Raw genomic sequence first — 20835 nt, forward strand, 5'->3', positions numbered from 1 at the left:
GGCACAACCGAAAAACCTCCCTGAACCGCATGGCTCAGGGAGGTTTTTGTTCCGGCTATGGCCGGCTTTGCGCTTCTACTGCGGGTGGAAAGGTGCGGTACGGGCGGGCAGCGGCTCGACGTCGAAATGATCGGGCTGCTGTCCGCCGCTTCTCGCTTTTGCGGCCATGGTCTCATAGGCCGATTCCAGATGCCGGCAGAAACGCTCGGCATCGAAGAGCGGGGCGCGGAAGCGATTGTCGACGAGCCGCTGCCTCAATGCGGCCAGCTGTTCGCGATTTTCGTAGAACCATACCGCCTTTTCGACATAGGCCTCGTTGTCTTCGACCACCAGTTCCGGCAGGTCGATGGCGTTGAGCAGGCTTTCCGAGACACGGGAAGCGAAATTGGTGCCCTTGCGGGTGAGGACCGGCAGGCCGGCCCAAAGTTGCTCCGACGTGGTCGTGTGGCCGGTGACTGGGAAAGTGTCGAGGCCGAGATCGGCAAGCTGCAATCGCTCCATGTGCTGCTGGTAGGGCACCTTCAGCGAGAACACTATCTGTTTTCGCGGGATGCCCCGGCTTTCCAGTTCCCGCAGGATATTGTTGCGCGCCCGCTCGCTCTCCACCATGATCCACAGCACGCTGTTCCTGCACCGCTTGAGGATGCGGCCCCACATCTCGATGAAATCCGGGGTGATCTTCCGGTTGGCGTTGAACGAAGCGAAGATGAACGCGTCGTCCGGCAGATCGTGCTGTTCCCGGCTGGCGGGTTGCGGCAGGGGGCGGTGAACGGGGTCGTTCGGCTGATAGCTTTCCGGCATCCGGCAGAACTTCTCGTAGAAGAACGGCTTGGAGTCCTCCGGCAGCACGAAGTGGTCGCCGATGATGTAGTCGATGTCCAGATTGATGCTGGTTCCTGGAAAACCAAGCCAGGAAACATGCACCGGCGCCGTTTCGAGATTCATGATCCGGGAACGGTTGCCCGTGGTGGAACCCTTGAGATCGACCAGGATATCGATGTTGCGCGACTGGATTTCGGTCGCGGCTTCCTGATCGCTCATCTGGTCGATGCGGACGATGTTGCCCCAGAGGCTGCGGTCGATCCTGTTGCGCGCAAGGTGTTCTTCGGGCGTATGGCAGAACAGGGTGATCTCGAAACGGTCGCGGTCGTGCCGTTCCAGCACGTTTCCGAGCAGCTTCATCGTCGCATGGGCATCCCAGAAGTCGTAGGAAAGATAGCCGATGCGAATCCTGTCGGAGGACCAGTTATGCGGCCGGGCGCGGCGACGCTCGGGAGTTCCGGCGGGATAGGGATGGGTCCCCATGGCGGCCATCATGTTGAGCCGCTCGTCGCCGCAGCCCATGAGGCTGTAGAACGGGCTGCTGTTGGCGACGATGCTCGCGTTGCCGGCGGCGATCGCCGCATCAAGGATCGGCTGATGCTTGCGCAGGCCGTCGAACTCGCAGAATTCCTGACAATGGATGAGATGGAGAATCCGGACCCCGTGATTGGCGGGGAACAGCTTCATCGTTCGCGCGAGCGTTTTGAAGTTGGTTTCGTCGGCGGGTGAATCTTCAAGCAGACGGAGAGACAGGGCGAGATGCTCCGGGCGGGTGCTTTCGAGCAGCGGTTGCCGCAAGGGTCCCAGGATCTCCTTCTGGCCGCGCTTCAGGAAGACGGAGGCGAGCACATAGGCGACATCCGCGTCCATTTGCGTGGGCTTCATGAGTTTCTTGGCGTTCAGCAGCGCGTCGTCGTCGTTGCCGCATTCGAAATGCAGCATCATCGCCTTGTGGATGAAGCGTTCTGCGTTGCCGCCGCTCTCCCGGCCCGCCAGGGCGTATGCGGTGGCCGCCTCCGGTTTCATGTCCAGCTTCAGCAGAGTGCGGGCGAGAAGCGCGTAGATCTTGGAATCCTGGCGGCTGTCCAGCGCCTGGTTGATCGCATAGAGCGCGCTAGCGTAATTCCCTTTCTGATATTCCTGCGACGCTTTCAGATAGCTTGTCTCGATATTCACGTTTGAAACTCCGATAGGCCGGCGCGGATGACTTGGCGTGCCGCTCCGGTCCAGTATCGACCGACAAACTTGCCCGGAACTGGCTGGCTCGGCATTTACCGTTCATTCACCACGAGGATAAGGAGTTCCGGCCGGGTTTCCGGATTTAAGAACTTGGCAAGCTCTGGCCGCGAAATTGTCCTCACACGCAACGGGTTTGCTCTCCCCGGTCAGACGGAGGGGCAAGCGGCATGATGTCGATCGTTGCGTGCCGGTAAGATTTTCGAAGTCCGGTATGTCCCCTCGCTTCAGTATTTCGTAAATTAAGGGACACCTCAGCTATGGCAAGCATTCTCACCAATACGTCGGCAATGGCCGCACTGCAGACCCTGCGCACCATCAACAACGACATGGAAACGACGCAGAACCGTATCTCGACGGGCCAGCGCGTCAGCTCTGCTTCCGATAACGCCGCCTATTGGTCCATCGCCACGACCATGCGCTCCGATAATGCGGCTCTTTCCGCCGTACAGGACGCTCTCGGCCTCGGCGCCGCAAAGGTCGACGTCGCCTATGCCGGCGTTGAAGCGGCGATCGATGTCGTCAAGGAGATCAAGGCCAAGCTCGTCACGGCGACCGAACAGGGCGTCGACAAGCTCAAGGTTCAGGAAGAAATCAAGCAGCTCCAGGACCAGCTCGAAAGCATCGGCAAGGGCGCGACCTTCAACGGCGAAAACTGGCTGGCCGGCGGCAACTCCGCTGCAACGATCGTCACCGGTTTCGTCCGTACCGACGATACCGTGAAGGTTACGACCGCCACCTACAATGCCAGCACCGGCACCGGCGGCAATGCGCTGTTCGGCGCCTATGATGCCTCGACCGATACCCTGGCATCCGGCGGCATCCTTGAGGACGTTCTGGCCATCACCCTGACCGGCAGCACCAGCGACACCGCTATGGCAGGCTTCCTCGACGATGTCGAAGCAGCGCTGAAGTCCATGGGTGAGGTCGGCTCGAACCTCGGTTCGCTGTCCAAGCGCATCACCCTCCAGGAAGATTTCGCTTCCAAGCTGTCCGATGCCATCGACAAGGGCGTGGGCCGTCTCGTCGACGCCGACATGAACGAGGAATCGACCCGCCTCAAGGCGTTGCAGACCCAGCAGCAGCTCGCCATCCAGTCGCTGTCGATCGCCAACTCCAACTCGCAGAACATCCTTTCGCTGTTCCGCTGATCGGGAACCGGCGCGCAGGCTGAGCGCGCTTTTCCTGAAAAAAAGGGCCGCGTCCGTTTCGGGCGCGGCCCTTTTTCTTTTTGCTTCAGGAATAATTAACCTTACTGCGGTTTTCTGGCGTCATCGAAACGACGGGTTAACCAGAAAAATTAACCGGTTGGCAGGCATGAGGCTGACCGTCGTTTACCGGCTTTCCAACCGGAATGTCCCTTTTCCAGTCAGCCATTCTAGGGGCAATCACATCATGACGAGCATTCTGACCAACGTCGCGGCCATGGCCGCTCTCCAGACCCTGCGGACCATCGGCAACGAGATGGAAACGTCGCAGGCCCGCGTTTCCTCGGGCATGCGCGTCGGCGAAGCCAAGGACAATGCCGCCTATTGGTCCATCGCCACCACCATGCGCTCCGACAATCAGGCGCTTTCCGCCGTGCAGGACGCCCTCGGCCTCGGCGCCGCCAAGGTCGACACGGCCTACGCCGGCATGAACGCCGCCATCGACGTCGTCAAGGAAATCAAGGCCAAGATTTCGGCGGCAACCGAGCAGGGCGTCGACAAGGCCAAGGTTCAGGAAGAAATCACCCAGCTCCAGCAGCAGCTCGTCTCGATTTCCAACGGCGCCTCCTTCAACGGCCAGAACTGGCTGGTGTTTGAGAACGGCACGGGCGCTGTTGCCGACAAGACCATTGTCTCCGGCTTCATCCGTTCGGCCGATGGCACCGTCAAGCTCAACACCACCATCTATACGCTTGAAGACACCCCCTCGGTCGGCACCACCGGAACCGTCACAGTCTCGAACGTCCTGTTCCAGACAACGGACGATGACGATCACAGCCAGAGCGCCGGCGGCATCCTCGGTTCGAACGCGGCTGCTCTCGGCGTAACCGCAGCCTCCGCCGACTGGGATGCAGCCACCACCGTCGTCAATATGGATATCACGGAGTATAGCGACGCCGATATGGCCGACGCCCTGTCGCTGGTCGAAGCCGCCTTCCAGATGATGACCAAGGCAGCCTCGCAGCTCGGCTCCATCTCCATGCGCATCAGCCTCCAGGAAGACTTCGCCAACAGGCTGACGGATGCCATAGACAAGGGTATCGGCCGCCTCGTCGATGCCGACATGAACGAGGAATCGACCCGCCTCAAGGCCCTGCAAACGCAGCAGCAGCTCGGTATCCAGGCGCTGTCGATCGCCAACTCCTCCGCCGAAGGCATCCTCCAGCTCTTCCGCTGATCGAGGCGCAACCGGCCGGTCTTTCAACCGGCCGTCATCTCCGCAATCGCCGCCGTCCCGAAAGGGGCGGCGGTTTTCGTATGGGCGGCCGGGATCGCCGGCGCGTTCCGGGCGGTTACGATTTCTTCATCTGTCTTGCCATTTCCTTAACGACATTAACCATTCGTTAACCATTCACTTTTAACTCTCTGTTAAGAACGATGGTCTGGCGCCCAGGGCAAACGAGTGGCGACAGGCGCATGAGGCCTCTCCATCGTTGCCGGCTCCGCATTCCGGCCTGCACCATTCTCCAGATCCCGGAACCGAACCGATGACCAGCATCCTCACCAATGCCGCCGCCATGGCCGCGTTGCAGACCCTTCGCGCCATCGACAACAGTATGGAGACCACCCAGGCCCGCGTTTCCTCCGGCCTGCGGGTCGAGACCGCCGCCGACAATGCCGCCTATTGGTCGATCGCCACCACCATGCGCTCCGACAATCGCGCGCTTTCCACCGTCGCCGACGCGCTGGGTCTCGGCGCTGCCAAGGTCGACACCGCCTATACCGCGCTCGAAAACGTCATCGAGGTGATGAGCGAGATCAAGGCGAAGCTCGTGGCGGCTCGCGAGCCGGGTGTCGACAAGACCAAGATCAACGATGAAGTGGCCGAGCTGAAGAACCAGCTGCTGTCTGCCGCCCAGTCGGCTTCCTTCTCCGGCGAGAACTGGCTCTACAACTCCGATACGGCGCCGCTCGGCGTGAAATCCGTCGTCGCCTCCTTCGTGCGTACGGCCAATGGCAACGTCTCCGTCGCCACGCTTGATTTCGACACCGCCAACTCGGTGCTCGTCGACACCGGGAATGCCAGCCGCGGCTATCTGACCAAGGCGCTTGATGCCGATCAATTGCAGGAGACGCCATCCGGAACGCCCCGCACCTACTACCTGCTCGACGCCGGAGGGGCGCCCACGGGCAGCAAGGAGATCAAAATCGACGGCAACACCCTCGATTCCGAGATCGACGACATGATCAGCGTCGTCGACGATATTACCCGGCAGCTCACGAATGCGGCCTCCACGCTCGGCGCCATCACCAAGCGCATCGATATGCAGGAAGGCTTTGTCGCCACGCTTGCCGATGTGATCGACAAGGGCATCGGCCGTCTCGTCGATGCCGACATGAACGAGGAATCGACCCGCCTCAAGGCGTTGCAGACCCAGCAGCAACTCGGCATCCAGTCGCTTTCCATCGCCAATTCCAGCGCCGAGAACATTCTTCAGCTCTTCCGTTAACAGGACGGGCCGCTCTCATCCGCCCGGCCATGGTCATCGGTCCGGGCCGAAGCGTTGGGTCGCACGGTTTGCCCTGGTGCGGCCCAACACTGCATCTTCATCCTCGCACAAGTTTGGACCCCTAGGTTTCACGGCACGATCAGGAAGATTGTGCGTCCATGCCGCAAGGATGGCGCGTCGTGTCCCGAAAGACAGGTCAGCGGTGGTGTCAGTTTCAAGCCAGTTCCAGAACGAATGCACATGCGCAAGCGGGCGGAGGCCGATGTTCCGGCCTGCGCCGGCCGCCGATCGCGTTGCGGCGGGGCAGGGAGGCGCGGCATGAGTGTCCAGCTGGCCCGTTACCTGAAGGATTTCAGTCCGCCGCCCCGGGTGCGTCCGTCGCTCTTCCCGTCCTCGGGGCAGAATGCCGGGGGGGCTTCCCCCGATGCCTCCGCGCTTTCGTTCCCCGATCCGCCCGTCGATGTCGCAGCCGAGCGGGCGGAGGCCTTCGCGGAGGGACGGGCCGAGGCCGAAGTGGAACTGGGCGCGCGCCACGCCGCCGCGCTTGCGGCATTGGCCGAAACCCATCGTGCCGAGATGGAAACGATGAAAAGCCGCTACGAGCAGGACTATGCCGCCGCGCTTGCCGAACGCTTCGCGACGCTTGCCGACGAGGTTGCCGACCGTATCGCGGGCGAGGCGGCAATGGTGCTGGCGCCCGTTCTGGAGGACGCCCTGACCGGACGCGCCGTGGAGGATCTCGCGCGAATGGTTCGCGAAGGCCTTCATGCGGGAGAAGCCGTTACGGTGACGGTCAAGGGACCTTCCGCCCTCTTCGAGCAGTTGCAATCGCATTTCGAGGCGTCCGCTCCGGCCTTCCGCCATGTCGAGACGCAGGATGTCGATCTGACGGTCGAGTTCGGCGAAACCGTCCTGGTAACGCGGATGGCGGCCTGGGCTGACACCGTACGCAAGGTGCTTGCATGAGCGAAAGCGAAAACCCCCACGCCAAGAACGAGATCATCGTCATCAAGCGACACGGCAACCATGACGAGGAATCCCATTCCTCCGCCTGGAAGATCGCCTATGCCGACTTCATGACGGCGATGATGGCGTTCTTTCTCGTCATGTGGCTCGTCAATGCGGCCAATGAAGAGACCAAGGCGTCGATGGCCGCCTATTTCAACCCGATCAAGCTGACGGATGACAAGCCCTCCGACCGTTCCGTGAAGAAGCCGGCCAACAGCGCCGAAGGCGACCAGACGCAGGACAAGGCCAGGGAAGCCGGTCAACGTCAGGCCAGCGGCGACGAGGCCGACAAGGGCAGCGACGAGAACGCCACCGCCGGCGACGAGACGCGCTATTCCGAGGCCAATTTCTTCGACAATCCCTATTCGGTCCTGTCGGAAATCGCCCAGGAAGTCGGCCAGCAGGCGAATGTGAGCGCCAAGGGTGACGGCGGCGCCGACAGTTCGGGTCCGGCGACAGGCGCAAGCGGGGGCGAGGCCTATCGTGACCCGTTCGATCCGGATTTCTGGACGCAGCAGGTGGATATAACGCAAGCGACGAGCGCCGGCAGCGAGGGCGCACCGGGAGACGGCACGGCCGAACGGCAGGTGGCGGCGGTCGATCCGGCGGCAAGCGATGCGGAAAAGGCGGCAGCCGCAGCTGCGGCTGCGGAGGCGGAGGCGGAGACCGGCAAGCGGAAGGCGGAGAAGGCGGCCGAGGAACTGAAGCAGCAGATCGAAAAGGAAATCGGTTCGCTCGGAAAGCTGTCGGAAGGGCTGAGCGTCATCACGACCGACGGCGGCCTGCTGATCAGCCTGACGGACCAGATCGATACGCCGATGTTCAATATCGGCTCGGCCCTGCCGATGCGTGACATGGTGCTGGCGATGGAGAGGATCGGGCGCATTCTCGAAGGTCGCCCCGGCGCCGTCGCCATCCGTGGCCATACCGATGGCCGCCCCTTTGCGGGCGGCAAGAACGATAACTGGCGGCTGTCCATGGATCGCGCCCAGAGCGCCTATTACATGCTGGTGCGCGGCGGACTGGACGAGGCCCGTGTGAGCCAGGTCAGCGGCTTCGCCGATCGTCATCTCAAGGTGCCGGAAGACCCGATGGCGGACTCCAACCGGCGTATCGAAATCTTCATTCAGCCGGCGGGCGGCTGACGCCATGGCCCTCTTGCGACGGATCCTTCTTGCGGGTGCGGCCTTGTGGGCGGGCGTTGCGGCCGGCTGGCCGGCGCAGGCGCAAAGCCTTGACGATCTCGCGCCCTACAAGATGATCCGCTCGCTGCAATTCGTGCAGGACACGGTGGTGCTCGGCGATCATTCGGCCATGGAGATGCAGCGTTTCCTGCTCGCGACGATCGACGAGCGGCTGCGTGCGGCGGAGGCGTCGATCTTCGACGATCCGCGCAATGTCGACGCCGCTCTCATCTATGCGATGAGCGGCGGCAATCCCGAAACGCTGGAAATGCTGATCGCGCGGGACGTCGCCGGCCATTTCGATCCGCGCGTCACGGATGCTTTGCGCAGTTATCTGAGCGGTACGGGTGTGCAGAGCGCAAAGCCGCTCGCCGAAATCTTTCCTGAATATATGCAATCGCGCATCGGTCCCTATCTGGCGCTTGTTTCGGCCAATTCGGTGTTGCGCAGGGATCCGGCGCTGGCGCTGCGCTATTTCGACCAGGCGCGGCTGTCCGCTCCGGGCACCATCGTCGAGGAGGCGGCGCTGCGGCGTTCGATCTATATCGCCAGCCAGTCCGGCTGGGTCGACCGGAGCATGGACTATGCCAACCGCTACGCGCGCCGCTTCCTGCGCTCGCCCTACGCCAGCCAGTTTGCCGATCTCTTCGTCAAGCTCTCGGTCGATCATTTCGAAACGATCGACGAAAGCGAGATTCCCGCGGTGCTGTCCTTCATGGATGTTCCGCGCCAGCGGGAGGTTTATTTGCGGATGGCCAGGCTTGCCGCAATTTCCGGCAAGAACAGGCTGGCCAGCCTTGCGTCCAAACGGGCGGAGGCGCTTGCCGGCGATGGCGAGAGCGTGCCCAGGGTGCTTGCCGAACTTTACGGAGGCCTTGCCGCCGTTCCTTCGGCGGGGGTGGCGGAGGCTATGGAAACCCTTATCGCCGTGCCCGACGACCAGCTTTCCGCCAAGGATCGTGCGCTGAAAGCGGCTGCGACGGCGATTGCCGAGGAAGTGCTGCGTGTGCCGGCCGCCCCGGTGCCGCCGCCGGAAATCCCGCCGCAGGACGGGCGCCTCGCCACGACGGCGGAGCTGGACGACAGGGCGATGGATCCACGCGCTCCCGCCCTCGTGCAGGACGCCAAGGCCGGGGTGGAACCGAAAAATCCGTCGGAGCAGGCGGATGGGGATCAGGCGGCCGCCGATCCGGCCTTCGATACATTCGTCTCCGATAGCCGTTCGCGGCTGGACGAGATCGATGCGCTTTTGAGAGGAGAGGGCAGTTGAGCAGTATCCCAGCCGGTATTCCCGGCTTCGCGTCGGGGCAAACGTCCGTAAAGGGGCGTGGTATGGCGGCGAAGGACGCCGGCGAGCCCGGCGAGGACTTTGCCCGGACCATCGCCAGTCTGACGTCTCGCGGCGAGGGGCATCGCCGCGCGCCCGCCGCCGATGCCGATATGTCGAAAGACGCGTTGAGCGGACATGACGCCGATACCGATACCGTCGCGCAGGAGGAGACCGCTTTCGATGGCCGGCGCGCGGACATGCTGTCGGGGCCGCAGATCAAGATGAAACCCAACAGCGAGGCGAAGACAGGCAATGCCGCCAGCGAAGCGCTGGGCGCCTTGAGGCAGGCGGTAGCCGGGCGACAGGAATCCGGTAAGGGCGATGGCGTCGCGGCCCTGTCGGAAGAGGTCACGTCGGAAGAGACCGTGCCGGAAGAGGGGTCGTCGACCGATGCCGGCAATCTTCTCGATCTCCTTGTGGGCGCGGGTGTGGGGCAGCCGCCGGCCACGACGGCGGCTGGCGGACAGGAATTCAAGGGGCGTGGCGCCGACAAGGCCGGGCGGCAGGATGCACGCGCCGATGGCCTCGTTCGTGTCGTTGCCGATGGCGGCAGACCGGCGGCGCCGATGCCGGAGGCTGCCGCGATGGAGACCGTGGACGCGCCCGAAGGGGAAGGCGATCAACTGTTCCGTTTCCTTCGTTCGAATGGAAAGGGGCGTGAAATCGATATGCAGATCAGCCGGGAAAGCGAGCGCGCCGTCTTCAAGGATGCCGCCGCCACCGGGCCGAAGGGCGATCCGGTGACCGTTCTGGAGGCGCGCCGCTATATCGGGCTTGCCGCGACGGGCAATGCCTCGGCCGTGACGGCGTCAATCGCGCAGGATCCCGAGTGGGCCGCATCGCTGCGCGCCACGGACGCCGCCGGTCCGGCGGCGCAATCGGCAACGGGCCGGGTGGTCAATACGCTGCGCATCCAGATGAGCCCGGTCGAACTCGGCCTCGTGACCGCGACGCTGCGGCTGCATGGTGACGAACTGGTCGTTTCCCTGCGGGTGGAGACCGGGGAAGCCTATCGGCAGCTTTCCGACGATCAGGACAAGATCGTCAAGGCGCTGCGTGCGCACGGTTTTGCGGTCGATCAGGTCAGCGTTCAGCTTTCGACCGACCGTAGCGCCTCCGCGCAACAGCAGCAGGGCGATGCGCAACCGCAGTTTTCCGGCCAGCAACAGGCCCGTGAGGGCACAGACGGCCGCCAGCAGGGCGGCGGACAGCCGGCAGGCCGTTCTCCACGAGAGGAAGTGTCTCATGAAGGTAGACCGGAGAATGCGGTTTCAGGTGCTTCTGGCAGCCAGCCTCATCACGCTGGCGACATCTATCTCTGATGCCCGCGCGAATGCGGGCGCCTGCGAGCGCGAGATCCTGACGGCGGCGGCGAAATACGACATTCCCGCCGGCATCCTTTATTCCGTCGGCCTGACGGAAACGGGCCGCAAGGGATCGCTGCAACCCTACGCCCTCAATATCGAGGGCAGGGCGCTGTTCGCCCGCAGCCGGCAGGAGGCCCTCGACGCTTTCCAAAAGGCGCGCGCCGGCGGCGCGAAACTGATCGATCTCGGCTGCATGCAGATCAATCATCATTTCCACGGCGACCGGTTTGCGTCGGTGGGGGCGATGCTGGATCCGCATCGCAACGTGGATTATGCCGCTTCGTTCCTGGCGCAGCTGCATGCCCGTCACGAGACCTGGACGATGGCCGTCGCACGCTACCACGCAGGCCCGAACAACGACCCGGCGCAGAAGCGTTACGTCTGCCGGGTGATCGCCAATCTCGTGGCGACAGGGTATGGCAGCTGGACCGACAACGCACGAAAATTTTGTCATTGATTCAACCGATGATTGCTTTTCAAGTCTGCATCCAGTGCAATCCGGCAATGTGGCGGGATTGCGCCGGAATTGCGATGGCAAGCCGGAGCGTTAACCTTTCTTAATTTTTCCACCATAAAATTGTGCCACTATGAGGCGGTACCTACTAAATATAGACCAAATCGGCAGGTGATCCTTAATCAATTATTAAAATCTGCCCTTTATTTTCTCTAGTTGCTGCCGATTCCGGCGCTCCGTACCACTGGCCTGACGAAACACCACACTGATTCGGAGGCGGACGAATGATCGTAGTGGTTGATGAGCGAGAGCTCGTTAAGGACGGCTATACTTCTCTTTTCGGGCGCGAGGGCGTGCCCTCGACGGGCTTTGACCCGCGGGAATTCGGCGAGTGGGTGAATACCGCCGCCGACGCGGATATCGACGCCGTCGAGGCGTTCCTGATCGGCCAGGGCCAGGCGACCATGGAACTGCCGAAGGCCATTCGCGACCGGTCGCAGGCGCCGGTGATCGCGGTCAGCGATACGCCGTCCCTGGAGACGACGCTGGCCTTCTTCGACAGCGGCGTCGACGATGTCGTGCGCAAGCCCGTCCACCCCCGCGAGATCCTGGCCCGTGCGGCGGCCATCCGGCGGCGGCTGAAGGCGCTGAACAATTACACCGACATCGGTCCCGTCCGCGTCTTCTCGGACGGGCGGGATCCGGAAATCGGCGACGAGGTCTTCCCCCTTCCGCGCCGCGAGCGCCGAATCCTGGAATATCTGGTCGCCAATCGCGGCCGGCGGCTGTCCAAGACCCAGATCTTCAACGCGATCTACGGGATTTTCGACGAGGGCGTCGAGGAGAACGTGGTGGAAAGCCATATCAGCAAGCTGCGCAAGAAACTGCGCAAGAAGCTCGGCTTCGATCCGATCGATTCCAAGCGCTTCCTCGGCTACTGCATCGACTGGCCGGGCTGACGGGAAACCGCGCTGGCTGACGGAAAAGCGGACCGGCAGCCAGCTTCACGCAAGGCCCGTCTCATAGGGTCCGGGTCACCAGACGAACGAGGAAGAGACATGAGCCTCTACGGAACGATGAGAACCGGTGTTTCCGGTATGAACGCCCAGGCCAACCGCCTGAGCACGGTGGCGGACAATATCGCCAATGCCAATACGACCGGCTACAAGAAGGCCTCCACCCAGTTTTCCTCGCTGATCCTCCCCACCACCGGCGGCGCCTACAATTCCGGCGGTGTCACGACGGACGTGCGCTATTCGATCTCCTCGCAGGGCACCTTCAGCTACACCACCTCCGCGACGGACCTTGCCATCAACGGCAAGGGCTTCTTCATCGTTCAGGGCGGCGACGGCGTCGAATACCTGACCCGCGCGGGCGCCTTCACGCCGATGAGCGATGGCACCCTGCGCAACTCGGCCGGCTTCACGCTGATGGGCTATCCCTATTCCTCGACCGAGGATCCGACGATCGTCATCAACGGTTTCGCCGGCCTGTCGCCAATCAACCTGGCATCGGGCGAATTGAACGTGCAGGCCTCTGAAAGCGGCTATCTGCATGTGAACCTGCCGTCGAACGAGGCGCACCCCTATACGAAATCCACCTCGCTTGTGGCCTATGACAGCCTCGGCAACACCCGCAAGCTTGATTTCAACTATTCGACGACCGCAACGCCCGGCGAGTGGGAGCTGTCGGTCACCTACACGGATCCGGATACCGGCGACGTTTACGACATGCTGGATCCCGCCGGCGCGACGGTCATCACCCCGCCCGCAACGGCTGCGACCCAGGCGCTTGCCTTCGACACCGACGGCAAGCTCGCTCCGCCGAGCCCGGAGACCATCGCCACCCAGCCGCTCGGAATTGGCGGCGCGATACTCAACGGACTGTCCATTTCGATCGGCGGGACGAGCGGCGGCAGCACGCAGCTTGCCGCGTCCTTTGCGGCGAAGGGCGATATCGACGGCATCGGGCCGAGCGGTGTCGCCGGCTACGAGATCAGCGACGACGGCGTCGTCTATCTGAAGTACGAAAACGGCGACCTCGTGCCCAAGTATCGCATCGCGATGGCGGATGTGCAAAGCCCGGACAACCTCAAGCCGCTGGCCGGAAACGTCTATTCCCAGAGCAACGACTCCGGCGTCATCGTCATGGGGTATGCCGGCAATAACGGCTACGGCAGCATCATCTCCGGCGCGCTGGAGGATTCCAACGTCGATATCGCCGAAGAACTGACGAACATGATCGAGTCGCAGCGCAACTACACCGCCAATTCGAAGGTGTTCCAGACCGGGTCCGAACTCATGGATGTCCTCGTCAATCTCAAGAGATAAGGCGGCCTGAGGGCCGCATGCATTCGAGAATCAGGTAGAACCGATGTCGCTTTCAACAGCAATGAAGACTGCCCAGTCCAATTTCTCCAACGTGGGGCTGCAATCGGCTGTCGCGGCGAAGAACATTGCGAATGCAAGCAATCCGGCCTACGCCCGGCGCTCGGCCATGCTCGTCTCGGCGGCCTCGGGCGCTACGGTGGTGGAAACCCAGCGTGCCCAGAACGAGGCGCTGCTGAAGCAGAACCTGCTCAGCATTTCCAAGTCCAGCGCACAGGATACGCTGCTTTCCGGCCTGACCCAGATCAAGATGATGCTGGGCGGCGAGGACTACGAGCTGTCGCCGGCCAACTATCTTGCGAAGTTGCGCGACGACCTCCAGACCTATGCCGACAAGCCCAACGAGGCTTCGCTCGGCGAGACGGTCGTGGCCGGCGCCGCCGATGTGGTCCAGGCGCTGAACGGCACGTCGCAGGCGCTGCAAAAGCTGCGCGCCGAGGCGGATGCCGATCTTGCGACCTCCGTGAACGAACTCAACCGGTTCCTCAGGGAATTCCAGACCTACAACGATCAGGTACGGATAGGAACGGCGGCCGGAACGGACATCAATGACGCGCTCGACCAGCGCGACAAGCTGCTGACGCAGATTTCCGCCACCGTCGGGGTGAGCGCGGTCAAGCGGACGAACAACGACCTTGCACTTTATACCAGCGACGGCGCGGTGCTTTTCGAAACCGTCCCGCGCAGCGTCACCTTCGCGCCGACCTCCACCTATACCGCCGCGGTAACCGGCAATCAGGTCTATATCGACGGTGTTCCGCTTCAGGCGGGTGCCGGCGGCAACACCAGCGCGCAAGGCGAAATGGCCGCGCTGCTGCAAATCCGCGACGAGGTCGCGCCCACCTTCCAGAACCAGCTCGATGAAATCGCCCGCGGTCTCATCGACATGTTCAGCGAAAGCATCGAGACGCCGGCGGGCTCCGGCACCTTCGTCGCCATGGACGGGCTCTTTACCCGCAACGGCATGGCCTCGGTCAACGCGCCGGGGCTGGCCGCGGTGATCGCCGTCAATCCGGCTGTCGTCACCGGTCAGGGGGGCAATCCCGTCCGGCTGCGCGACGGGATAAACGGTCCGTTGAACCCCGGCGGCGAGGCGAGCTTCTCCGGCCTGCTCAACGGCTATGCCACCGCTTTCGAGATGCAGCGGAGTTTCGATCCGTCCGCCGGCATCGACACCTCGGCCAATCTTCTCGCCTTCAGTTCCTCCTCCATCGGTTGGCTGGAGCAGTTGCGCAGTTCGGCAACGGCGGCAAGCGACGACAAGGCCGCCCTTCTCGGCCGGACCGAACAGGCGTTGCTCAGCGTGACGGCGGTCAGCCTCGATGAGGAGCTGTCGCTGCTGCTCGACCTGGAGCAGTCATACAAGGCGTCGGCGAAACTGCTCGCGGCGATCGACGAGATGATTTCAGCCCTGCTGCAAGCTGCGAGGTAAGTTATGAAGACTTCATTCGTTTCGAACATGTCGCTTCAGACCTCGATGCGCCTGACGATCGCAAAGGCGCAGAACGAGCTTCTGAAGATGCAGGAGGAGGCCGTTACCGGTCGTCATTCCGACGTCGGCGTGGCGCTCGGCGCCAAGACCACGCGCACGCTCAATCTGCATCGCGACCTGCAGCGTCTGGAATCGCTGAAGAGCACCAACGGCCTGACGACGCAGCGTCTTGCCGCCTCGCAGGAGGCGCTCGGGCAGATGTCGGAGGCCGGAAACGCCGCGTTGGAAGTGTTGATCGCGCTGTCGGGCATGAGTTCCAGCGACCAGCTCAATCTGGCCAAAAGCAATATCGGCGATGCCATGTCGACCTTCACGGCGGCCGCCAATACGTCCTTCAGCGGCGAATACCTCTTTGCCGGCATCAATTCGGATGTGATGCCGCTCAAGAACTACCTGTCGACTGCGCCGGTCTCCGATGCGAAAGCCTCGTTCGATGCGGCGTTCCTGGCGCATTTCGGCTTCACCCAGGCGGACCCGGCGGTCTCCACGATCACGCCGGCCAACATGGAGGCCTTCATCGACGGCCTCGAGGCGAGCTTCGACGGGCCGGATTGGCAAAGCGACTGGTCCAATGCCTCCAGCCAGAACATGCAGAGCCGCATCAGCCCGTCCGAGACCGTTCAAAGCTCCACGAACACCAATGCGCCGGGCATGCGCAAACTGGCTCTCGGCCTGATGATCGGCTACGAGCTGCTGACGCTCGACGTGTCCGAGGATACCCGCAAGACCGTCAGCGATGCGTCGATCGATCGCGTCAGCCAGGGGATCACCGGTGTCGACGCCGAGCGCAGCCGGCTCGGTGTTTCGCAGGCGCGGGTCAAGGAGGCGACGACGTCGCTTTCTGCGCAGGTCGCCATCCTCACCAACAGCATTCAAAACCTGGAATCGGTCGATACCTACGAAGCGGCGACGCGCGTGACCACGCTGAAGTCGCAGCTTTCGCTCGCCTATACGCTGACGTCGCAGATCCAGAACCTGAGCCTGTTGAATTACCTCTGATGACCGGAGGATACGGACACACATGAAGGATGTCTGAATGTACCAGTTTTCCTATGCCGAGATCATGGAGGAGGGCTCCGTCGTCTCCAGGGACCGGGAGCGGCAGGTTCTCGAACGGTCGATCGCTCTCCTGAAGGTGGCGGCGGAAACGTCGGACGGGCGGTTGGGCAAGGACGCCATCGAGGCGATCTATTTCACGCGTCGGGTCTGGATCCGCTTCATCGAGGATCTCGGATCTTCCGAAAACCAGCTCGACGAGGAACTTCGGGCCAACCTGATTTCCATCGCCATCTGGATCCTCAAGGAAATCGAAAAGATCCGCAGGCGCGAATCCGACAATTTCCAGGGCATTATCGATATCACCACCATCATCAAGGATGGCATCAAATGAAAAGCACGCTGCGTATATCGCTGAAATCCGGTGAGCGCATCTTCATCAACGGCGCGGTTCTGAGGGTCGATCGCAAGGTGGCGATCGAGTTCCTGAACGACGTGACCTTCCTTCTGGAAAATCACGTTCTCCAGCCGGAGCAGGCCACGACCCCGCTGCGCCAGCTCTATTTCATCGCGCAGATGTCGCTGATCAATCCGGAAGGCGCCGAACAGTCGACCGCGCTGTTCCGCAAGTCCGTGCTGATGCTGCTGTCCTGCTTCCGCAACGAGGAAGTGCTGGCCGAACTGAAGCGCGTCGACGGACTGGTCGCGCAGGGGCGCGCCTTCGAAGCGCTGAAGGCCATCCGCGCGCTCTATCCGATCGAGGAGCGCGTCCTCAGCAATCAGGAACTGCCGCCGGCGACGATCGAGCAGATCCGCAAGGAGATCGCACCATGGTAACGCCCGTTTCCGGTTCGGATGCCTATTCCCCGACGGTCTCCGCCACGCAATCGTCCGGCGACGCCAGCGCGGCGGCGCTCAACTATGAAAGCTTCCTGAAGCTTCTCGTCGCGCAGATGAAGAATCAGGATCCGACCGAGCCGATGGACGCGGCCCAGCAGATGGCGCAGCTCGCCACCTTCTCGCAGGTCGAACAGACCATCAAGACGAACAAGAACCTCGAAAGCCTGCTCCAGCGCACGTCGTTGCAGGAGGCAAATTCGGTTATCGGTCGCACCGTCACCAGCCAGGACGACAAGATTTCTGGCGTCGTGACCTCGGTCACGCTATACACGGACGGTATTGTGGCGACGCTTGAGTCGGGTGAAAAGCTTGTCATCGGACCGGGCGTGAAGGTGAGCTAGACAACCGTGAATGAGGCCGACGCCCTCGACATCGCGCAGGCCGCCATCTGGACGGTGATCGTCTCCGCCGGACCGGCGGTGCTGGTCGCCATGATCGTCGGCGTCGCCATCGCCCTGGTCCAGGCATTGACGCAGGTGCAGGAAATGACCCTGACCTTCGTTCCGAAGATCCTGGCGATCATGGTGACGATCGCCATTTCCGCGCCCTTCATAGGCGCGCAGATTTCCATCTTTACGAATCTCGTCTTCTCGCGCATCGAAAGCGGTTTCTGACCCTCCCGGTCCGGCTGCTGCCACCCTCGCGCAAGTTTCACCCTGTAGGTCTCGCATGAAATGGCGGCGCGTCCGGCGCGCTGCTGCCTCTCATGACGAGACGGGAAGACGATCATATGGCGCAAGTACCAGCACTCGATTTGCCGAAGGTGAGCCCGCGCGGCCGCGATATCGCGTTCGCCATCGGTATCCTGACGATCCTGTCGATCCTGTTCCTGCCCATCCCGCCGGCGATGATCGATATCGGGCTGGCCTTCTCCATCGCCTTCTCCGTCCTGATCCTCATGGTTTCGCTGTGGATCAAACGCCCCCTGGATTTCTCGTCGTTTCCCACGGTGCTGCTGATCGCGACGATGGTGCGTCTCGCCCTCAACATCGCCACCACGCGCGTCATCCTCTCGCATGGCAACGAAGGCCACGATGCGGCCGGCGGGGTGATCGCCGGTTTCGCCAGCCTCGTCATGTCGGGCGACTTCGTGATCGGCCTCATCGTCTTCCTGATCCTGATCGTGGTGAATTTCATCGTCATCACCAAGGGCGCGACGCGTATCGCCGAGGTGGGCGCGCGCTTCACCCTCGACGCCATTCCGGGCAAGCAGATGTCGATCGACGCCGACCTTTCGGCCGGTCTGATCGATGAGAAGGAGGCGCAGCACCGCCGCCGCGAACTGGAACAGGAAAGCTCGTTCTTCGGCTCCATGGACGGTGCGTCGAAATTCGTGCGCGGCGATGCGATCGCCGGCCTGATCATCACGGCCATCAATATCATCGGCGGCATCATCATCGGCTATTTCCGCCACGGCATGGAACTCTCGAAGGCGGCCGACGTCTTCGTCAAGCTGTCCGTCGGCGATGGCCTCGTGTCGCAGATCCCGGCGCTTATCGTCTCGCTGGCCGCGGGCCTCATCGTGACGCGCGGCGGCACGTCGGGTTCGACCGATGAAGCGGTCATCAGTCAATTGAGCGGCTATCCCCGCGCGCTTCTGGTGGCCGCATTGCTGATGTTCCTGCTTGCCGTCATGCCGGGGCTGCCCTTCCTGCCGTTCACGGTGCTCGGCGGGGTCATGGCTCTCGGAAGCTGGGTCATCCCGCGCCGCATCGAGGAAGCCAATCGCGCGCGCCGCGAGGATGAGGCGAAGCTTGCCCAGCAGACCCGCGAGCAGGAAAAGGATTCGGTGAAATCGGTGCTGAAGACGGCGGAAGTCGAGCTTCTGCTCGGCAAGCAGGTCTCCACCCGCCTCCTTGGCGCGCATCAGGAGCTGGCGTTCCGGGTCGGCAAGATGCGCAAGAAATTCGCGGCGCAATACGGTTTCGTCGTGCCGGAAATCAAGGTCTCCGACGATATCGCGATCCCGGACAAATCCTATCATATCCGCATTCATGGCACGACGATCGCCTCCAACGTCGTGCGCGTCGGCGAGGTTCTGGTGGTCACCGGCGGCGGGCGCAAGCCGAGCGTTCCGGGTGACGAGATCCGTGAACCGGCCTTCGGCATGCCGGCGGTTTCGGTGCTGGAGACTTTTGCCGACGATCTTCGTCGCGAGGGCTTCCACCCGATCGATAATGTCTCGGTGGTGCTGACGCATCTGTCGGAGGTCATCCGCAACAACCTGCCGCAACTGCTCTCCTACAAGGATGTGAAGGTCCTGATCGACCGGCTCGACCCGGAATATCGCAAGCTCGCCGACGAGATCTGCTCCTCGCACATGTCCTACTCCGGCTTGCAGGCGGTGCTGAAGCTGCTGCTGGCCGAGCGGGTGTCGATCCGCAACCTCCATCTCATCCTGGAAGCGGTCGCCGAGCTTGCGCCGCATGTGCGCAAGACGGAGCAGATCGTCGAGCATGTCCGTATCCGCATGTCGCAGCAGATCTGCGGCGACCTTGCCGAAAACGGGGTGTTGCCGGTGCTGCGGCTCGGCAACCGCTGGGACACGGTGTTCCATCAGGCGCTCAAGCGCGATTCCAAGGGCGAGATCGTCGAGTTCGACATCGATCCGCGCCAGCTGGAGGAATTCTCCGAGCAGGCGACGCGGGTCATCCGTGAATTTCTTGATCGTGGCACGCCCTTCGTGCTGGTCACATCGCCCGAATCCCGCTCTTATGTGCGCATGATCATCGAGCGCCTCTTCGCCACATTGCCGGTCCTGTCCCACGTCGAACTCGCCAAGGGCATCGAGATCAAGATTCTCGGCTCGATCTCATGATCGAGGATCCGCAGGGCACGGTGCTGGCGCTTTTTGCCGCCTTCTGTCGTGTCGGCGGCTGTTTCATGCTGCTGCCGGGGTTCGCCTCGGCGCGGATCGCCATGCAGGTTCGCCTGTTCCTCGCCGTCGCCGTCTCCATGGCGGTGCTGCCGCTCATGTGGGACACGATCTATCCGCGCGTTTCCGGTCCGGCGACGGGCTATGTCCTGCTCATCGTGCTCGAGACGCTGACCGGGGCGACGATCGGCCTGATCGCCCGCTTCTACGTGCTCGGCCTGCAATTCGCCGGAACGGGCCTGACCATGATGATCGGTTTCAATGCGCCGCCGACGCAGGACGTGCTGGAGGATGCGGCGGCGAACCAGTTGACCAATCTTCTGTCTTTCTGCGGCCTGATGGTGCTCTTCCTGTTCGATTTCCACCATATCGTGATGCGGGCGCTGATCGATTCCTACACTGTCATGCCGCTTGGCGCCGGGTTCAACCCGCAAAGCGCGCTGATCACGCTGACGGATACGCTGGCGCAAACCTTCATGATCATGCTGCGGCTGGCGAGCCCGTTCATTCTCTATGGCCTGGTCTTCAATATCGCCATCGGCCTCATCAACAAGCTCGCGACGCAGATCCCGATCTATTTCATCTCGCTGCCCTTCATCATCTTCGGAGGCCTTTTCCTGATGTATTTCGGCATTTCCTCGATGCTGGAAATCTTCGCCAACGGTTTTCTCATCGTGTTTCGCGGGGAGTAGGGAGCGGATGGACAAGACCCGTTCGCAAAAGCTGAAGCGGCTCGTCGCCGTGCAGCGCCATCTGGAAAGAATGGCCGAGATCGAGCTTGCCGGCACCACCCGCCAGCGCCGGGAGGTGGCCGAAACCATGGAGGCCGTGGTGGGCGCGATCAACTCGCTTGATCCCGTGCACCGCAATTTCTCGAAGATCTATTCGGGCAACTACAACCGGCTTCAGCAGACGGATCAGATGTTGGCCAACGTCCAGCAGATGCACGAGATGCGCGTCCTGCGCGAACGTACCAAGGGCGATCGCATGGAGGAGCGCATGCGCGAGGCGCGCGCCGTGGAGGATCGCGACGCGGCCGATACGTCGATCTACGATCTGATCGACCAGTTCGTTTCCTACAGGAAGCCGTGAACGGGGTTTCGCCTTGCCGCTGCGCCACCAGCCT

At 62.4% G+C, this 20835-nt stretch carries 20 protein-coding genes; 19 read left to right on the top strand and 1 reads right to left on the bottom strand.

Features of this window, described 5'->3' with window-relative positions; translation table 11 throughout:
* Nucleotides 1-75: 75 nt before the first annotated feature.
* Nucleotides 76-1998, bottom strand: a complete 1923-nt coding sequence (locus tag KYK29_RS17975) for an O-linked N-acetylglucosamine transferase, SPINDLY family protein (RefSeq protein WP_254692269.1) — start codon at nucleotides 1996-1998, stop codon at nucleotides 76-78.
* A gap of 320 nt (nucleotides 1999-2318) precedes the next feature.
* On the opposite strand from KYK29_RS17975, the gene KYK29_RS17980 reads away from it, so the two are divergent.
* The 19 genes from KYK29_RS17980 (at nucleotide 2319) to KYK29_RS18070 (ending at nucleotide 20801) form a co-directional block, all read left to right on the top strand.
* Nucleotides 2319-3209, top strand: coding sequence for a flagellin N-terminal helical domain-containing protein (locus KYK29_RS17980; protein WP_254692270.1), 891 nt, complete (start codon nucleotides 2319-2321; stop codon nucleotides 3207-3209).
* Between the two features lie 244 nt (nucleotides 3210-3453).
* Nucleotides 3454-4443 (top strand): flagellin N-terminal helical domain-containing protein, encoded by a 990-nt coding sequence (locus KYK29_RS17985; RefSeq protein ID WP_254692271.1) that lies wholly within the window; start codon nucleotides 3454-3456, stop codon nucleotides 4441-4443.
* Nucleotides 4444-4753: 310 nt separating this feature from the next.
* A complete protein-coding gene (locus KYK29_RS17990) occupies nucleotides 4754-5716 on the top strand; it encodes a flagellin N-terminal helical domain-containing protein (protein ID WP_254692272.1) in 963 nt (320 codons plus the stop codon).
* 318 nt (nucleotides 5717-6034) lie between these two features.
* Nucleotides 6035-6682, top strand: coding sequence for a hypothetical protein (locus tag KYK29_RS17995; protein WP_254692273.1), 648 nt, complete (start codon nucleotides 6035-6037; stop codon nucleotides 6680-6682).
* Nucleotides 6679-7869: a flagellar motor protein MotB gene (locus KYK29_RS18000; RefSeq protein ID WP_254692274.1), complete on the top strand. Its 1191-nt coding sequence runs from the start codon at nucleotides 6679-6681 to the stop codon at nucleotides 7867-7869. Before KYK29_RS17995 ends, KYK29_RS18000 begins: the two co-directional genes overlap by 4 nt.
* Before the next feature lie 4 nt (nucleotides 7870-7873).
* Nucleotides 7874-9178 (top strand): chemotaxis protein MotC, encoded by a 1305-nt coding sequence (gene motC / locus KYK29_RS18005; RefSeq protein ID WP_254692275.1) that lies wholly within the window; start codon nucleotides 7874-7876, stop codon nucleotides 9176-9178.
* Nucleotides 9175-10560 (top strand): flagellar hook-length control protein FliK, encoded by a 1386-nt coding sequence (gene fliK, locus KYK29_RS18010; protein WP_254692276.1) that lies wholly within the window; start codon nucleotides 9175-9177, stop codon nucleotides 10558-10560. Before motC ends, fliK begins: the two co-directional genes overlap by 4 nt.
* Nucleotides 10502-11062, top strand: coding sequence for a transglycosylase SLT domain-containing protein (locus KYK29_RS18015; protein WP_254692277.1), 561 nt, complete (start codon nucleotides 10502-10504; stop codon nucleotides 11060-11062). The genes fliK and KYK29_RS18015 overlap by 59 nt, the downstream gene beginning before the upstream one ends.
* 281 nt (nucleotides 11063-11343) lie before the next feature.
* Nucleotides 11344-12018: a transcriptional activator Rem gene (rem, locus tag KYK29_RS18020; RefSeq protein WP_254692278.1), complete on the top strand. Its 675-nt coding sequence runs from the start codon at nucleotides 11344-11346 to the stop codon at nucleotides 12016-12018.
* 99 nt (nucleotides 12019-12117) lie between these two features.
* Nucleotides 12118-13389 carry a flagellar hook protein FlgE gene (locus tag KYK29_RS18025; protein WP_254692279.1) on the top strand — a complete coding sequence of 424 codons (1272 nt, stop codon included), beginning with the start codon at nucleotides 12118-12120 and terminating at the stop codon, nucleotides 13387-13389.
* Between the two features lie 43 nt (nucleotides 13390-13432).
* Nucleotides 13433-14878: a flagellar hook-associated protein FlgK gene (gene flgK / locus KYK29_RS18030; RefSeq protein ID WP_254692280.1), complete on the top strand. Its 1446-nt coding sequence runs from the start codon at nucleotides 13433-13435 to the stop codon at nucleotides 14876-14878.
* A gap of 3 nt (nucleotides 14879-14881) precedes the next feature.
* Complete coding sequence (locus tag KYK29_RS18035; RefSeq protein ID WP_254692281.1) at nucleotides 14882-15937, top strand: flagellar hook-associated family protein; 1056 nt, start codon at nucleotides 14882-14884, stop codon at nucleotides 15935-15937.
* A gap of 37 nt (nucleotides 15938-15974) precedes the next feature.
* On the top strand, nucleotides 15975-16328 hold the full coding sequence (flaF, locus tag KYK29_RS18040) for a flagellar biosynthesis regulator FlaF (RefSeq protein ID WP_254692282.1): 354 nt from the start codon (nucleotides 15975-15977) through the stop codon (nucleotides 16326-16328).
* A complete protein-coding gene (flbT, locus tag KYK29_RS18045; RefSeq protein WP_254692283.1) occupies nucleotides 16325-16771 on the top strand; it encodes a flagellar biosynthesis repressor FlbT in 447 nt (148 codons plus the stop codon). Before flaF ends, flbT begins: the two co-directional genes overlap by 4 nt.
* The gene (gene flgD, locus KYK29_RS18050; RefSeq protein WP_254692284.1) at nucleotides 16765-17175 is read left to right on the top strand and encodes a flagellar hook assembly protein FlgD; all 411 of its coding nucleotides are present in this window, start codon (nucleotides 16765-16767) and stop codon (nucleotides 17173-17175) included. Before flbT ends, flgD begins: the two co-directional genes overlap by 7 nt.
* Nucleotides 17176-17181: 6 nt before the next feature.
* Nucleotides 17182-17448 (top strand): flagellar biosynthesis protein FliQ, encoded by a 267-nt coding sequence (gene fliQ, locus KYK29_RS18055; RefSeq protein ID WP_254692285.1) that lies wholly within the window; start codon nucleotides 17182-17184, stop codon nucleotides 17446-17448.
* Nucleotides 17449-17564: 116 nt separating this feature from the next.
* A complete protein-coding gene (flhA, locus tag KYK29_RS18060) occupies nucleotides 17565-19652 on the top strand; it encodes a flagellar biosynthesis protein FlhA (RefSeq protein ID WP_254692286.1) in 2088 nt (695 codons plus the stop codon).
* Nucleotides 19649-20401 carry a flagellar biosynthetic protein FliR gene (locus tag KYK29_RS18065; protein WP_254692287.1) on the top strand — a complete coding sequence of 251 codons (753 nt, stop codon included), beginning with the start codon at nucleotides 19649-19651 and terminating at the stop codon, nucleotides 20399-20401. The genes flhA and KYK29_RS18065 overlap by 4 nt, the downstream gene beginning before the upstream one ends.
* Before the next feature lie 7 nt (nucleotides 20402-20408).
* Nucleotides 20409-20801, top strand: a complete 393-nt coding sequence (locus KYK29_RS18070; protein WP_254692288.1) for a hypothetical protein — start codon at nucleotides 20409-20411, stop codon at nucleotides 20799-20801.
* The last annotated feature ends 34 nt before the right edge of the window (nucleotides 20802-20835 follow it).

The sequence above is a fragment of the Shinella daejeonensis genome, from assembly GCF_024281235.1.
Classification (GTDB): domain Bacteria; phylum Pseudomonadota; class Alphaproteobacteria; order Rhizobiales; family Rhizobiaceae; genus Shinella; species Shinella daejeonensis.

Coding starts and splice junctions, on each gene's coding strand:
- KYK29_RS17980 (WP_254692270.1), top strand. CDS start 2,319: ATGGCAAGCATTCTCACCAATACGTCGGCAATGGCCGCACTGCAGACC.
- KYK29_RS17985 (WP_254692271.1), top strand. CDS start 3,454: ATGACGAGCATTCTGACCAACGTCGCGGCCATGGCCGCTCTCCAGACC.
- KYK29_RS17990 (WP_254692272.1), top strand. CDS start 4,754: ATGACCAGCATCCTCACCAATGCCGCCGCCATGGCCGCGTTGCAGACC.
- KYK29_RS17995 (WP_254692273.1), top strand. CDS start 6,035: ATGAGTGTCCAGCTGGCCCGTTACCTGAAGGATTTCAGTCCGCCGCCC.
- KYK29_RS18000 (WP_254692274.1), top strand. CDS start 6,679: ATGAGCGAAAGCGAAAACCCCCACGCCAAGAACGAGATCATCGTCATC.
- motC (WP_254692275.1), top strand. CDS start 7,874: ATGGCCCTCTTGCGACGGATCCTTCTTGCGGGTGCGGCCTTGTGGGCG.
- KYK29_RS18015 (WP_254692277.1), top strand. CDS start 10,502: ATGCGGTTTCAGGTGCTTCTGGCAGCCAGCCTCATCACGCTGGCGACA.
- rem (WP_254692278.1), top strand. CDS start 11,344: ATGATCGTAGTGGTTGATGAGCGAGAGCTCGTTAAGGACGGCTATACT.
- KYK29_RS18025 (WP_254692279.1), top strand. CDS start 12,118: ATGAGCCTCTACGGAACGATGAGAACCGGTGTTTCCGGTATGAACGCC.
- flgK (WP_254692280.1), top strand. CDS start 13,433: ATGTCGCTTTCAACAGCAATGAAGACTGCCCAGTCCAATTTCTCCAAC.
- KYK29_RS18035 (WP_254692281.1), top strand. CDS start 14,882: ATGAAGACTTCATTCGTTTCGAACATGTCGCTTCAGACCTCGATGCGC.
- flaF (WP_254692282.1), top strand. CDS start 15,975: ATGTACCAGTTTTCCTATGCCGAGATCATGGAGGAGGGCTCCGTCGTC.
- flbT (WP_254692283.1), top strand. CDS start 16,325: ATGAAAAGCACGCTGCGTATATCGCTGAAATCCGGTGAGCGCATCTTC.
- flgD (WP_254692284.1), top strand. CDS start 16,765: ATGGTAACGCCCGTTTCCGGTTCGGATGCCTATTCCCCGACGGTCTCC.
- flhA (WP_254692286.1), top strand. CDS start 17,565: ATGGCGCAAGTACCAGCACTCGATTTGCCGAAGGTGAGCCCGCGCGGC.
- KYK29_RS18065 (WP_254692287.1), top strand. CDS start 19,649: ATGATCGAGGATCCGCAGGGCACGGTGCTGGCGCTTTTTGCCGCCTTC.
- KYK29_RS18070 (WP_254692288.1), top strand. CDS start 20,409: ATGGACAAGACCCGTTCGCAAAAGCTGAAGCGGCTCGTCGCCGTGCAG.